The following is a 12,552-nucleotide window of genomic DNA, read 5'->3' as shown; positions in this document are numbered from 1 at the left end:
AAGCTCGCCAGAAAGGTGACCGCGGGCGGCAGATGAAGATCGTGATCGAATTCTATCGCACCCGCGGCAAGGACGACGCCCATGCGGTCGTGGGCCGCGAGACAGATGAAGTCGCCGACGTCGAGGGGGCGATAGAGCTTGCACTGCGCCTGTCGCAAACCCTCGACCTGCCGCAGCGGCCGGACGGCATCACGATTACCGACGCGGATGGCAGGGTTCTCTATTCCGGGGACGTAGATGCCGACGCACTCTATGAAGGAAGGTCACGACCATGACGGACCGCAGCACCGAAAGCCAACCCAGACGCGATGCCGCCGCGATCGACATCTGGGACAATGAAGGCGGGGCGCCTTACTCCATCGAACATCAAGTTGGCCGCCGCATCGAAGCGGATCGCTCCTGGACCGTCTATCATGTCTTCACGGGCATCCCGGTCAATATCGACGGCCAGGCGATGACGGGGCTGACCCGGTCTCGTGCGACGAGCGGGATGATTTTTCTCAATCTTCGCAATACAGGCCGCCACAGGGGACGGAGCGGGCCGGAAGCGTTTGGGCTGAGCGCAACAGGAGGCAACACGTGACGCTTGCATTTCTCAATCCGAGCCGCAGCTTCGACCAAGCAAAAAATGCCGTCCGCTTCATCGGTCACGACGGCATGTTCGAAGTGCGCTTCTTCGTCGAAGCCGGCGCATTGGCGAGAGCAGGGGCCTGTGCAAGCGGGACACAGCTGTCCGAGTCAGAATGCCTGACCGCGTTCGACGTAGCGCGCAAGTCAATCTACGATGTCGCGCGCGAAGCCTATTCCCATGGTCGCCGCACCTACTACACGCTGACTGCCGTCGATTTCCGGTGAGACAGCCAATGCCCCGGGGACCGATCGTGCCTGCGCACGATCCTGTCCCAGGCGTTCACGCCGTTGGCTGCCGATTGGGTCGCAACCCGAAAAGTCGATGCAGCCAATATGAGCAACTCAAAATCTGGTCTGGAGTTTCGTCATCAACAGCTTCCCACAAGACGCGCGAGCCGCGAGCCGCACTCTGCTGAACACATGCAAGAAGGCAGCTCGTCCGTTCGCTATGCTCGAGGTCTTTGGAGCGGCCAGGCGAATGTTCCCTCTCGATACATCAGGCATGAGGCTCGCATACGCCACCGCAAGTGAAGCATCGAAGGCTGGGCCCAGCGTCAATTCTGATGATGCCGCAAAGGTGATGGATATCGAAAAATCGGACGATGAGGGCGCCGCCGTGAGAGGACCAAGAACCGAAACCCAGCGACGGAGCGAAAACGACACGAGCGGCATCAGGCGCAGGGCAAGAGAAACGCACACGCGACATCAGCTGGTCTAGGCTATTGTGCCCATCGTGCCCGACGACCAGCGACGTTGAGCGCTCTGTCCGTTGAATCTGGCCAGAAGGAAGTGGACGATGACGCGGATCGGGCATGGCTCGGACCGCTCGCTACGTCCGCTCTCGAGACGCCAGCGACTTGCTCAATATTTCCATGGCCGGCAAGTTTCAGTCGACGCTCCCAGGCAATGGTCCGCGATATCGGAACCGAGATTCCAACGAACAGCATGTGCACATCCTCAATGAGGGAGATCGACGTGAAATATCGTGAGCTTCAAGAGTACCTTCGACCGCTTGGTATAGTCATGAGCAAGAGAGGGACGACAATCCGGTTAAACAGTTTTGGCGGCCTCGAGAACACTGCGCGCTACTCCGAGACATTGGAAGGCGCGCTCGCCATAGCAGGAGATATGGCGAAACCTAGACGCAATATACTATCGTGATGGGTTTCTGGCTTGTTTTGTGTTAAAGTATGACTGACCCATTGCGGGCGCCATGCCTGCATTTCCGTTGATCGGAAAAACCATGAGATCACCTATGCTCTCGATAGCGGTGCTTTACGGCGCCGCCATCGGCGCTCTGGCTACAGCAACCATCGGCTTCACCGTTGGCGGATGGGTTACCCAAAGCACGGCCCTCTTGATGGCCGAGGCCTCATCGCAAATGGCTGTGGCGTCTGTGCTGACGCCGTATTGCCTGGAACGCTCAAGATCCGACCCGCTTTCCACTCAAATCTTGTCGGAGCTGGAGACCAGCCGAGGCTTCAACCGCCGTGGGGTCATTGAACGCGCCGGCTGGGCCACTCCACTTGGGTCCGACAAACCGCTCTCCGAGGTTGCGATTGCATGTGAGACAGCGCTCGCAAAAGGGTAGCTCGGCGCTTTTCAGAGGTGGATTGAACAGAGGTCCGTGCCAAGCTCTGCCGGCTGTTCGAGCCGATCGGCGGCGTCGGCGAATGGCGCGGCGGTGCGGCATCTTGCGCCGCAATCCCGGCGTCGGGGCGGGGTGAGAGCGGCACGGCCCTGCCTGCGGGCAGGTCTTGGACGCCACCGGCTGCCGCCCTCTGCGCCCGCCGCCGCGGCGGCGCCGGCGCATCACCGCTGCCGGGCAGCGGCCCCAGCGGCCGGACCCGGCGGCAGGCGGTTGTCCTTTTTTGTCCGATCCTTGTCCGCTGCATGGCTGGCGCGGCTGGACACGAGGGCTAGGATCAAGCACATCATGGTCCACGGAGTGTCCAGAAATGACCGATACCGCCCTGCTTGTCATCGATGCCCAGGAAAGTTTCCGGCAGCGCGCCAGCTGGCACGAGGTCGACAGCCCGACCTATCTCAGGAACCAGCAGGCGCTGATCGACGGCGCGGTGAAGAAGGGCTGGAAGATCGTGCGGGTGTTCCATGCCGAGCCTGAAGGCATTTTTTCGCTCGCTTCCGGTTTCGTCAGGCCGCTGGCCGAACTCAGGCTCGACAGGCCTGACCTCGAATTCCACAAGTTCCGGCATTCCGCCTTCGTCGGCTCGCCGCTTGAAGTGTTCCTGATCGAGAACGGCATCCGCCGTCTCGTCATTTCGGGCATTCGCAGCGAACAGTGCTGCGAGACGACGACCCGCCATGGCTCGGATCTCGGCTGGCAGGTCGACTATGTCACCGAGGCGACGCACACAATGCCGCTGACCGATGCGACCGGAAAGACCTGGACGGCCGACGAACTGAAGGCGCGCACGGCGGCCGTGCTCGATGGACGTTTCGCCCGCGTCTGCACCATATCCGAGGCGCTGGCCTACGAATCTCTGGCCGACGAGGGCAGGGCAGCCGCAGCATGACCGAGCCGCGCCGGATTCCGACCTATGTGGTGATGCCGGCGCGCACGCTTCTGCTCGATGTCGCCGGGCCGATGGAGGCCCTGCGTTATGCCAATCTGCTGCAAAAGGACGTCAGGTTCGACGTCGCCTATATCGGCGCCTTGCCCGAGGTGACGAGCTCGATCGGCTTGCGCATTTCAGGCATCTCGCCGCTGCCCGAGACCATCGAGCCGGACGCCATGATCGTGGTGTCGGGCGACACCGACGAGCCGATGGATACGGGCCAGCCGGTCGAGGCGGCCGGTCAGGGTTCGGACGAGCTGGTCCGCTGGCTGAGGCGCAGCATAAGGCCCGGCATGCTCCTGGTGTCGATCTGCTCGGGTGCACTTCTGGCCGGCAGGGCCGGGCTGCTCGACGGGGTCAGATGCACCACCCATTTCAGCGATTGCGACCGTCTTGCCCGCCTGGCACCTTTGGCGCGGGTGCAGGAGAACAGGCTCTATGTCGAGGATGGCGAACGCTACACCAGCGCCGGCATCACCGCCGGCATCGACCTGATGCTGCACATCATCGGCCGGCTGACCAATCCTGCCGTCTCGGCGGCGGTGGCCAAGTCGCTGGTCGTCTATATCAGGCGCCTCGGCAGCGACCCGCAGCTGTCGCCCTGGCTCGAAGGGCGAAACCACATCCACACCGCCATCCACAGGGTGCAGGACGCCATGTCTGCCGATCCGGCGCGGGACTGGTCGCTTTCGACCCTGGCCGACATCGCCATATCAAGCCCCCGCCATCTCAGCCGCCTGTTCAACGACCAGGCCGGCATGAGCATTCCGGATTATCTCAACCGGCTGCGCGTGGCTCTCGCCCAGCAGCTTCTGAGCGAGACGCGGCTCGACATCGAGCGGGTGGCGGAGCGCGTCGGCTACAGCTCGAGCCGGCAGTTGCGCCGCGCCTGGAGCCGCTTCAACGCCACCCCGCCAAGCGCCTTTCGCCGCGGCGGGGCAGGCCAACCGCAGCAGCTGCCCACAGGCTGAAACGCCTGGGCGGATCGGCGCCAGGCTGGGATCGGCAGATGTCGAAGCGCCCAGCCATGCACCCGTGCCTTTGTCTCGCGGGGCTCAGGAGCCCTGCAAGATTTCCGGCCGCAGCCCGATCGACCGGCTGTTGCCCGACAGATTGGGGGTGACAGCTGCCATTCCTCCCCAACCCATTCTCGCCGAACCATGCATGGGTCAGACAGCCCATTCGGCACCTGGAGCGTATTGCTGTTACGTACCGCAGAATGTCTGCAGGACGCGTTCTTCGTCTGCCGGTGGCTGCGCATAGTCCTCCATCCCGGGCTGCTCGTCGAACGGGCGCGCCAGCACGGTGAGCAAGCTCTGGAAAGGGCCAAAGTCGCCTTCATTGGTGGCGGCGGCGATGGCGGCTTCGACGCGGTGATTGCGTGCTATGTATTTCGGGTTCACCCTGCGCATACGAGCCGTCCGGTCGGCTGCAGTCTCCGGCTCGCGAGCCAGTCGTTCACGCCAGCGCAAAGCCCAGCTATCGAAAGCAGCAGGGTCGATGAAGTGGTTGCGCACGCGGCCGGAGCCGTCGACCTCATCGGCGAGATCGCGAAATGTCAGGGTGAAATCCGCCCCGTTGCGCGCCATCAGCTCAAGCAGTTCGGCAGCAAGACCAAGGTCTTCAGGCTGTTCGGTTAACAGCCCGATCTTGTGGCGCATGCCTTCATGAAACGCAGCCTCGTAGCGTGCCTGGAACGATCCGATCGCCGCTTTCGCCTGCTCGAAGCCTTCATCGTCTCCGCCTGCTTCGCTTCCCAGAATGGGCAGCAGCGCTTCGGCCAGTCGCGCCAGGTTCCAGACGGTGATGCGGGGCTGGTTGGCAAAGGCGTAGCGGCCTTGATGGTCGATGGAACTGAACACGGTCGCCGGATGATAGGCGTCCATGAACGCACATGGACCATAATCGATCGTCTCGCCGGAAATTGCGACGTTGTCGGTATTGAGGACGCCATGGATGAAGCCGACCAGCATCCACTGCGCCACCAGCTTCGCCTGCCTTGCTACAACGGCATCGAGGAACGCGAGGTAGCGACGGGGGGCTTCGGCGAGATGCGGATAGTGCCGCGTTATGGCGTAGTCCGCCAACGCCCGCAGGCCGTCGATGTCTTCCCGTACGGCAAGGTACTGGAACGTGCCGACGCGGATGTGGCTGGCGGCAACGCGCGCTATCAGCGCTCCGGGAAGCCTGGTCTCGCGAAAGACGTGCTCGCCAGTGGCAACCAGCGACAGGGTTCGCGTGGTCGGGATGCCGAGGGCGTGCATCGCCTCGCTGACGATGTATTCGCGCATCATCGGTCCGAGCGCTGCGCGCCCATCGCCATTGCGGGAAAACCGGGTCGGACCGGAGCCCTTCAATTGAACGTCGCGCAACTGGCCTGTTGTATCGAGCAACTCTCCGACGAGGACGGCACGACCGTCGCCAAGCTGCGGCACGAAGTTGCCGAACTGGTGACCCGCATAGGCCTGGGCGATGGGACGCGCGTCAGCGGGGAAGCGGTTTCCGGCCAGCATGTCGATACCTTGGGGACCACGCAACCAGCCGATGTCGAGGCCCAGCTCCGTCGCCAAGGTTTCATTCAGTTCGAGCAGACGCGGTGTCGAAACCTGGGATGGATCCGGACTGACGTAAAGCCGCTCGGGGAGGTCGGCGGCATAAGTGTGTTGGAACCGGGGGCTGCGCATGACAACTCGGAGTTTGTTCAGGTTACCGGCTAGATAGGGATGCCGCGAGGCGCGGGCCAGCAATTCGAGAGGGGCTGTTAAGTCGCAACCCAATCGCAGTTTCCGATGTTGGCGTCCAGCCAGGAAGCTGCTGTCACCAGGAAGCTGCTGTCAGTTGTCGCCGTAGCCCCATTCCATATCTGGAAGGAAGCGGGCGGCCGAGGGTCTGATGGGTACTCTTGACGTCGTCCTCGTTCCGGGTGGCGCAGACCAGCGACGCCGAAGTCGGCATCTCGCCAGTGTCAGCGAGGACTGATAGTTCTGGGCTCCATGAACACGCTCGGTGTGATCTCGGATACGCACGGCCTTCTGCGCGAGGACGCCGTTGCGCTTCTTCAAGGCGTCGACCACATCGTCCATGCGGGCGATATTGGAAACCCCACCATCATCGAGAGATTGGAACGTGTTGCGCCAGTCTCGGCAATTCGCGGCAATGTCGATGTCGAGCCGTGGGCGTCTCTGTTTGCGGATACCCTTCAAGTGACGCTGTTCGGGCAGAAGATATTCGTCATCCACGACCGAAAGGATATGACGTTTGCTCCAGCCATGATGGGCATCGATCTGGTGATTTCTGGTCATTCGCATCGTGCCAGTATCGAGAGCCGCGATGACGCCATTTATCTCAACCCGGGCAGTGCAGGCCCGCGCAGGTTCAGGCTGCCCATCACCTTGGCAATGGTCCAGATCATCCACGGGCGATTGGTGCCCAGGATCTGCGAGATTGCCTCAGATTTTCATTGAAGCCGACTGCATGGCTGACCAGGGGCCGATGGCAGACTGACTGGTTTTGGGCCAACTCAAAGGACAACGACCCTTCGGCAAGCGGCCCACCTGCTGTTGCTTCGCGCTGACAGGCGAAACCTCCCAAGTCGCCGCACGGATCGCTCCCGCAGGCTTGTGGAGATGACCAAGCGCCATGCATTTGCCAAGGTTCGGCAGCCGAACGCGATCATTCAAGACTGGCGTAGACCGTGCTGTGCATCTCGGCCGTGCCGGAGATGGCCACCAAAGTTGCGAGGGTTGACGTTGCGCCTGCCGCGGTCACGCTGCAGGATGCAGCGAGGTCGAATGGCCCGTTTCAGGGAGCCTTTGCATGGCGTTGTTCTTCTTTGGCATGAACCAGTCCCTGGATGGCTTTGTCGATCACGATCGTTTCCCCTTCGCCCCGGGCCCAAGACTCTATCGCCGCTTCGTCGAGCAGACGGAGAAGCTCGCCGGCAGCCTTTATGGCCGCCGACTCTATGAGACGATGCGCTACTGGGACGAGGACCAGCCCGGCTGGGACGCGGACAGGCGCGCCTTTGCGGCGGCGTGGCGCAAGAACCCGAAATGGGTGGTCTCCAGGACGTTGCAGACGGTCGGACCCAACGCAAGGCTGCTCGGCACGGAGACCGAAGCCGAAATCCGCCGGCTAAAAGTCGAGCTGGAGGGCGAGGTGGAGGTCGGCGGCCCTGAACTGGCGCGTTGCCTGACCGAATGGGGCCTGATCGACGAATACAGGATCTACCTGCACCCGGTCGTGCTCGGCCACGGCACGCCCTTTTTCGCCGGCCCCCGGCCGCCGCTGCGCCTGACCGGAACCGAGCGCTATGACGGCGACGTCATCCGGCTGAGTTATGTGCCGGCCTGATTGTGCCCCCGCCATGGCTCGAGCGGCGCGGTCCGGCGGGCAGGCGCGCGCAGCGGCTCGTTTCGCTTCACCAGGCGTAACGCAGCACGCCCTTGCCTGAACAGGACCGCGTCACGTCGGAGAATTCGCCTTCGAAGCCTGCCGTCGCCGACCAGCCGTTTTGCTATCTTGTCTCGACCGCAGCGCCGACCAGTGCTGTGTCGCGCGCCATGGCAGCGCCATTGACGACGAAAGTGGCGCCGGGCAGCGTCTGGAAGGTCGCGGACAGGCTGCGCTCGGGATCGAAATGATGGGCCCAGGCAAGGCGCCTGCGCAACGTCACCACGGCCTCGGCCATGGCAAAGGCTTTGCCCGCCCGCAATTCGACCGGATGCGGTTCGTCTCCTTGTTTGGTGTCAGCCGCTCCGCCATCGACTCCTCCTCGTCTGAAGGATGCCGGCCGGGGGGCTTGGGCACCCGGCCGGTCAGTCAGCTGTCACTTGGTGGTATTGATTGTGATGCGCTTGGCGTTCGCCTGCGCCTTTTCCGTCTTGGGCAGGGTCACGGTGAGGACGCCGTTCTTGAATGCCGCCTCCACCTTGTCCTCCTCGACTTCGCGGCCAAGAGCAAGGCGCCGCTCGAAACGCCCGTAATAGCGTTCGCTGAACTGACGATCCTTGTCTTCGGTTTCCGATTTCTTCTCGCCGCGAAGTGTGAGAACACCGTCTTCAAGCAGAACCTCGACATCGTTCTCGTCAAGCCCGGGCATTTCCGCGACCACCCGGATTTCCTTGTCGTTCTCCGAGAATTCGACGCTTGGCCAGGTGCCATTGCGAGGCGTCATGCGGCCAAGAACCGACGGTGTGTCAAAGTCCCGGAACACCTCGTCAAACAGCCGGTTGACGTTGCGATGCAGCGACATGAACGGATCCATGTCCTCACTGCGATTGATCGCCGGGGCCTGGTTGTTGCCACGGTTCCATGGGATCAGGTCACGTACACTCATTGCCTTTTTCCTTTCGTCTTTCTTGTTTGTCCTTTCTCGTTTGGTCGCAACGACACCCCACCCCAGATGGGGTGTCGCGCTGGACGGTTCAGTCAAGATCATGCCGCTACGTTGCCTTCGATCCGCTTCGAGGCTGACTTCGTGTCAGCGCCGGCGTTGATCGCGATCCGTCGCGGCTTCATCTCCTCGGGAATTTCCTTCTTGAGGTCGATGATCAGCAGGCCGTTCTCGAGCTTGGCGCCCATGACGCTGACATGGTCGGCGAGTTCGAAACGACGGTCAAAGGTCCTCATCGCCAGTCCATGGTGGAGATAAAAAACGTCGCCATTTTCCGTCTTCGAGCCGTTGATGACGAGCAGGTTTGGCTCATGGGTGATCGAAAGCTCGTCTTCTGCGAACCCAGCTACCGCAAGCGCGATGCGATAGGTGTCTTCACCGAGCTTGACGATGTCATAGGGCGGCCAATTGTCGGCCTGTGGGGAACTGGATTTTTCGAGCAGGTCGAAAATCCGGTCAAAGCCGATGCTCGACCTGTAGAAGGGAGAGAAGTCCATATTTGTTCTCATAGCTACATCCTCCTTGGAGCAACATAGGTACGAGGGCGCGCCAAGAAGCCTGGCGCTCCCTGACCGTGTCGACCCTTTGCAGCGGCCGACGGAATATGAGTTGGGAAGCGATTTGAGCGACGTCAAGGGGCGAGCAATCGAGCCGACATTTTGACGGCGTGGTGGTGGGTTCACAGGTTGGGGCCGCTGGAAAGCGCTCCGTCCAATGCCCATCTAGTCTGCTGGCAAATCGATGGAGTTAGCGATGACCATGACGCGGGAAGACGTTGTCTCGGTCCTCGGGCCGGTGGACGATACGATGATTGCACAAGTGATCCTGTCCGGCGCTTCGCTCGCGGAACTCAGGGAGGCGTGGGGGTGGGCGTTCGGCGACGACGCGTTGATGGGGCAAGGCCGCCCTCTGCCCGGAACGCGGGTTGCGGCACTGATCGACTTGATTGAACCCGACGATGACGAGACAGAGGGCCCGGCTGCACCGGGCCCCGGTGCTCACTGAATCGTAAATACCCCATCCACTGCCTGCCACTCGGCAGGTTTGATCAGGCGGTGGTGGGCAACGCGCACGGAATGCAGCGCACCTTCAAGTTCCTGTTCCCAGTAGCTCAGGAAACCTCTCAGCGTTGGGAATTCCGGTGCGAGGTCGTATTCCTGCCAGACATAAAGCTGCAACAACCGCGGGTAATCAGGAAGGTGATAATGGATCTCCGCGGTCGTGAGGCCGTAACCCTCCATCTGGAGCCGGAATTCCCTGCTGACCACAAGCTTCTTCTCGGTCACCATCAAGCGTCCAATCTTTCCGGGCGTTCGCGGTTGCCGCTCTGGTCGAATTTGCAAGCGACGTCGGCGCGGATTTCATCGAGCCGGCGAAGCGCATCCATGACGGCATCGAAAGTCACCGGGGCCGCAATGCCTGGCGGCTTGCGCAGGGCCGGTATGGATTCGACCGCGCATGCATCCGATGCCCAGGAGGCAAGAATGGCGCGCTTTTCCTCAATGCCGAGTTGATCGTCCGTTATCACGTCGTCGGGATGGCTGAAGAACCGGGCCGGGAAAAGCAGACGGTCCAGTGACAGATCCGTGATTTCAGGGGCGATCGAGGGGATAATCGTCGGGACAGTTCGTTCCATCGATGGTCCTCCGTTACAAAAATCTCCTTGCGTTGACGACCCGACGTTGGTCCCAGGCGAACCACCGTCGGACAGAAAAATTTGGAGGATTCGAACGAAATTGCAAGCCCCGCTTTCGCGGCTTCGCGGCGGATAGCTGCATGAATTCAGCGCGCTAGCACTCGGCAAAGCCGGGGGCTAGAATTTTTGCAGCCACCTCTTGAAACTCAAAAACACCTCACCCAGATCGATTGCGCGCGATGCCGAAGAGGGTCGCGCACCCCGCGCCGGCACCGCTTCGGATGCGGCGCGGAGGAACCTCAAAAATCTGTTTGTCCATGAGGAGAACGACATGACGTTCCGTCCATTGCACGACCGTATTCTGGTCCGCCGCATCGAGGCCGAGGAAAAAACGGCCGGCGGCATCATCATCCCCGACACCGCCAAGGAAAAGCCGCAGGAAGGCGAGGTCATCGCCGTTGGTCCGGGCGCCCGCGACGACAGCGGCCAGTTGCTGTCGCTCGACGTCAAGGTTGGCGACCGCATCCTGTTCGGCAAATGGTCCGGCACCGAGATCAGGCTCAATGGAGAGGATCTCCTGATCATGAAGGAGTCCGACGTCATGGGCGTGATCGATGCCGCGGTCCAGGCGAAGAAGGCCGCCTGAGTGGAACCTGCCGTTTTGAGAAGGAGCAAGAAAAATGGCTGCTAAGGAAGTCAAATTCCACACCGAAGCCCGCGAGAAGATGCTGCGCGGTGTCGACATTCTCGCCAACGCTGTGAAGGTCACGCTCGGTCCCAAGGGCCGCAACGTCGTGATCGACAAGTCGTTCGGCGCCCCTCGCATCACCAAGGACGGCGTCACCGTCGCCAAGGAGATCGAGCTGGAGGACAAATTCGAGAACATGGGCGCGCAAATGGTGCGCGAGGTCGCGTCCAAGACCAGCGACATCGCCGGCGACGGAACCACAACGGCGACCGTGCTTGCCCAGGCGATTGTCAAGGAAGGCGCCAAAGCTGTCGCTTCCGGAATGAACCCGATGGACCTGAAGCGTGGCATCGACAAGGCGGTCGACGCCGTGGTCGCGGAACTCAAGGTCAATGCGCGCAAGGTGACCAAAAACGACGAGATCGCCCAGGTGGGGACCATTTCGGCCAATGGTGACGCCGAAATCGGCCGTTTCCTTGCCGAGGCCATGGAAAAGGTCGGCAACGAGGGTGTCATCACCGTCGAGGAGGCCAAGACCGCGGTGACCGAGCTCGAAGTCGTCGAGGGCATGCAATTCGATCGCGGTTATCTCAGCCCGTATTTCATCACCAACCAGGACAAGATGCGCGTCGAGCTCGACGAACCTTACGTACTGATCCACGAAAAGAAGCTGTCCAACCTGCAGGCGCTGCTTCCGGTTCTGGAAGCGGTGGTCCAATCCGGCAAGCCGTTGCTGATCATCGCGGAGGACGTCGAGGGCGAGGCCCTTGCCACGCTCGTCGTCAACAAGCTGCGTGGCGGCCTCAAGGTCGTGGCCGTCAAGGCGCCTGGCTTCGGCGATCGCCGCAAGGCGATGCTGGAAGACATTGCTATTCTGACCGGCGGCACGGCGATCTCGGAAGATCTCGGCATCAAACTCGAGAATGTAACGCTGAACATGCTGGGCCGCGCGAAGAAGGTGGTCGTCGAGAAGGAAAACACCACCATCGTTGACGGCGCCGGCTCCAAGACCGAGATCCAGGGGCGTGTTGCCCAGATCAAGGCCCAGATCGAAGAGACCACTTCGGACTACGATCGTGAGAAGCTGCAGGAACGCCTGGCCAAGCTCGCCGGGGGCGTCGCCGTCATTCGCGTCGGCGGCTCGACCGAGGTCGAGGTGAAGGAGCGCAAGGATCGCGTCGATGACGCCATGCATGCCACCCGCGCCGCCGTCGAAGAAGGTGTGTTGCCGGGCGGCGGCGTTGCCTTGCTGCGCGCAGTGAAGGCGCTCGACAATGTCCAGGCCGACAATTCCGACCAGAAACACGGCATCGAGATCGTGCGGCGCGCCCTCGAAGCGCCGGTGCGACAGATTGCGGAAAACGCTGGCGCCGAAGGCTCGATCATCGTCGGCAAGCTGCGCGACAAGGCCGAGTTCGGCTATGGCTGGAACGCACAAACCAATGAGTTCGGCGACCTCTACACACAGGGCGTCATCGATCCGGTGAAGGTGGTGCGCACCGCACTTCAGGACGCGGCATCCGTCGCTGGCTTGCTGGTCACCACCGAGGCGATGGTGGCCGAGAAGCCGAAGAAGGACGCGCCGCTGCCGGCGATGCCCGGCGGTGGCATGGACTTCTAAGAG

15 protein-coding genes and 1 pseudogene are annotated in these 12,552 nt (G+C 61.9%); 10 read left to right on the top strand and 6 right to left on the bottom strand.

The genetic code is table 11. The annotated features are described in order from the left end of the window. Positions 1 to 32 precede the first annotated feature (32 nt). From HNQ95_RS06495 to HNQ95_RS06470, 5 genes are all read left to right on the top strand, one after another. Positions 33 to 275, top strand: a complete 243-nt coding sequence (locus HNQ95_RS06495) for a hypothetical protein (protein ID WP_182573624.1) — start codon at positions 33 to 35, stop codon at positions 273 to 275. Further along, positions 272 to 583 (top strand): hypothetical protein, encoded by a 312-nt coding sequence (locus HNQ95_RS06490; protein ID WP_154387330.1) that lies wholly within the window; start codon positions 272 to 274, stop codon positions 581 to 583. Before HNQ95_RS06495 ends, HNQ95_RS06490 begins: the two co-directional genes overlap by 4 nt. Beyond that, complete coding sequence (locus HNQ95_RS06485) at positions 580 to 855, top strand: DUF1488 family protein (protein WP_067963609.1); 276 nt, start codon at positions 580 to 582, stop codon at positions 853 to 855. The genes HNQ95_RS06490 and HNQ95_RS06485 overlap by 4 nt, the downstream gene beginning before the upstream one ends. 1,733 nt (positions 856 to 2,588) lie before the next feature. Further along, positions 2,589 to 3,167, top strand: a complete 579-nt coding sequence (locus tag HNQ95_RS06475) for a cysteine hydrolase family protein (RefSeq protein WP_182573625.1) — start codon at positions 2,589 to 2,591, stop codon at positions 3,165 to 3,167. Next, on the top strand, positions 3,164 to 4,180 hold the full coding sequence (locus HNQ95_RS06470; protein ID WP_067963600.1) for a GlxA family transcriptional regulator: 1,017 nt from the start codon (positions 3,164 to 3,166) through the stop codon (positions 4,178 to 4,180). Before HNQ95_RS06475 ends, HNQ95_RS06470 begins: the two co-directional genes overlap by 4 nt. Positions 4,181 to 4,414: 234 nt before the next feature. On the opposite strand, the gene HNQ95_RS06465 is transcribed toward HNQ95_RS06470, so the two are convergent. Then, positions 4,415 to 5,893, bottom strand: a complete 1,479-nt coding sequence (locus tag HNQ95_RS06465) for a protein adenylyltransferase SelO (protein WP_182573710.1) — start codon at positions 5,891 to 5,893, stop codon at positions 4,415 to 4,417. A gap of 309 nt (positions 5,894 to 6,202) precedes the next feature. Here HNQ95_RS06465 and HNQ95_RS06460 point away from each other — a divergent pair, with 309 nt between their 5' ends. Together HNQ95_RS06460 and HNQ95_RS06455 are read left to right on the top strand one after the other, a co-directional pair. Continuing rightward, positions 6,203 to 6,673: a metallophosphoesterase family protein gene (locus tag HNQ95_RS06460; protein ID WP_182573626.1), complete on the top strand. Its 471-nt coding sequence runs from the start codon at positions 6,203 to 6,205 to the stop codon at positions 6,671 to 6,673. A gap of 352 nt (positions 6,674 to 7,025) precedes the next feature. Next, positions 7,026 to 7,562 carry a dihydrofolate reductase family protein gene (locus HNQ95_RS06455; RefSeq protein WP_067963590.1) on the top strand — a complete coding sequence of 179 codons (537 nt, stop codon included), beginning with the start codon at positions 7,026 to 7,028 and terminating at the stop codon, positions 7,560 to 7,562. A 67-nt stretch (positions 7,563 to 7,629) separates the two neighbouring features. Here the strand turns inward: HNQ95_RS06455 and HNQ95_RS06450 are convergent. From HNQ95_RS06450 to HNQ95_RS06440, 3 genes and pseudogenes are all read right to left on the bottom strand, one after another. Continuing rightward, positions 7,630 to 7,923: pseudogene (locus tag HNQ95_RS06450) on the bottom strand (autotransporter domain-containing protein); the annotation flags it as partial. A 114-nt stretch (positions 7,924 to 8,037) separates the two neighbouring features. Then, positions 8,038 to 8,547, bottom strand: coding sequence for an Hsp20/alpha crystallin family protein (locus tag HNQ95_RS06445; RefSeq protein WP_067963586.1), 510 nt, complete (start codon positions 8,545 to 8,547; stop codon positions 8,038 to 8,040). Positions 8,548 to 8,645: 98 nt separating this feature from the next. Next, complete coding sequence (locus HNQ95_RS06440; protein WP_067963583.1) at positions 8,646 to 9,113, bottom strand: Hsp20 family protein; 468 nt, start codon at positions 9,111 to 9,113, stop codon at positions 8,646 to 8,648. 244 nt (positions 9,114 to 9,357) lie between these two features. Here HNQ95_RS06440 and HNQ95_RS06435 point away from each other — a divergent pair, with 244 nt between their 5' ends. After that, entirely contained in the window at positions 9,358 to 9,609 is a 252-nt protein-coding gene (locus HNQ95_RS06435; RefSeq protein ID WP_067966802.1) for a hypothetical protein, read from the top strand. Here HNQ95_RS06435 and HNQ95_RS06430 read toward each other — a convergent pair. Both HNQ95_RS06430 and HNQ95_RS06425 read right to left on the bottom strand, forming a co-directional pair. Then, on the bottom strand, positions 9,603 to 9,893 hold the full coding sequence (locus HNQ95_RS06430) for an usg protein (protein WP_154387323.1): 291 nt from the start codon (positions 9,891 to 9,893) through the stop codon (positions 9,603 to 9,605). The genes HNQ95_RS06435 and HNQ95_RS06430 overlap by 7 nt on opposite strands. After that, positions 9,893 to 10,240, bottom strand: a complete 348-nt coding sequence (locus HNQ95_RS06425; RefSeq protein WP_067963579.1) for a hypothetical protein — start codon at positions 10,238 to 10,240, stop codon at positions 9,893 to 9,895. The genes HNQ95_RS06430 and HNQ95_RS06425 overlap by 1 nt, the downstream gene beginning before the upstream one ends. A 331-nt stretch (positions 10,241 to 10,571) precedes the next feature. On the opposite strand from HNQ95_RS06425, the gene groES reads away from it, so the two are divergent. Together groES and groL are read left to right on the top strand one after the other, a co-directional pair. Next, a complete protein-coding gene (gene groES, locus HNQ95_RS06420) occupies positions 10,572 to 10,886 on the top strand; it encodes a co-chaperone GroES (RefSeq protein ID WP_067966797.1) in 315 nt (104 codons plus the stop codon). Between the two features lie 34 nt (positions 10,887 to 10,920). Further along, entirely contained in the window at positions 10,921 to 12,549 is a 1,629-nt protein-coding gene (gene groL / locus HNQ95_RS06415) for a chaperonin GroEL (RefSeq protein ID WP_182573627.1), read from the top strand. Positions 12,550 to 12,552 lie beyond the last annotated feature (3 nt).

Origin of the sequence: Aminobacter ciceronei, assembly GCF_014138625.1 — a bacterium.
Lineage (GTDB): Bacteria > Pseudomonadota > Alphaproteobacteria > Rhizobiales > Rhizobiaceae > Aminobacter > Aminobacter ciceronei.
This window is presented reverse-complemented; position numbering and strand designations above follow the sequence as displayed.

Coding starts and splice junctions, on each gene's coding strand:
- HNQ95_RS06425 (WP_067963579.1), bottom strand. CDS start 10,240: ATGGAACGAACTGTCCCGACGATTATCCCCTCGATCGCCCCTGAAATC.
- HNQ95_RS06475 (WP_182573625.1), top strand. CDS start 2,589: ATGACCGATACCGCCCTGCTTGTCATCGATGCCCAGGAAAGTTTCCGG.
- HNQ95_RS06445 (WP_067963586.1), bottom strand. CDS start 8,547: ATGAGTGTACGTGACCTGATCCCATGGAACCGTGGCAACAACCAGGCC.
- HNQ95_RS06435 (WP_067966802.1), top strand. CDS start 9,358: ATGACCATGACGCGGGAAGACGTTGTCTCGGTCCTCGGGCCGGTGGAC.
- HNQ95_RS06430 (WP_154387323.1), bottom strand. CDS start 9,893: ATGGTGACCGAGAAGAAGCTTGTGGTCAGCAGGGAATTCCGGCTCCAG.
- groL (WP_182573627.1), top strand. CDS start 10,921: ATGGCTGCTAAGGAAGTCAAATTCCACACCGAAGCCCGCGAGAAGATG.
- HNQ95_RS06465 (WP_182573710.1), bottom strand. CDS start 5,893: ATGCGCAGCCCCCGGTTCCAACACACTTATGCCGCCGACCTCCCCGAG.
- HNQ95_RS06470 (WP_067963600.1), top strand. CDS start 3,164: ATGACCGAGCCGCGCCGGATTCCGACCTATGTGGTGATGCCGGCGCGC.
- groES (WP_067966797.1), top strand. CDS start 10,572: ATGACGTTCCGTCCATTGCACGACCGTATTCTGGTCCGCCGCATCGAG.
- HNQ95_RS06490 (WP_154387330.1), top strand. CDS start 272: ATGACGGACCGCAGCACCGAAAGCCAACCCAGACGCGATGCCGCCGCG.
- HNQ95_RS06455 (WP_067963590.1), top strand. CDS start 7,026: ATGGCGTTGTTCTTCTTTGGCATGAACCAGTCCCTGGATGGCTTTGTC.
- HNQ95_RS06495 (WP_182573624.1), top strand. CDS start 33: ATGAAGATCGTGATCGAATTCTATCGCACCCGCGGCAAGGACGACGCC.
- HNQ95_RS06460 (WP_182573626.1), top strand. CDS start 6,203: ATGAACACGCTCGGTGTGATCTCGGATACGCACGGCCTTCTGCGCGAG.
- HNQ95_RS06440 (WP_067963583.1), bottom strand. CDS start 9,113: ATGAGAACAAATATGGACTTCTCTCCCTTCTACAGGTCGAGCATCGGC.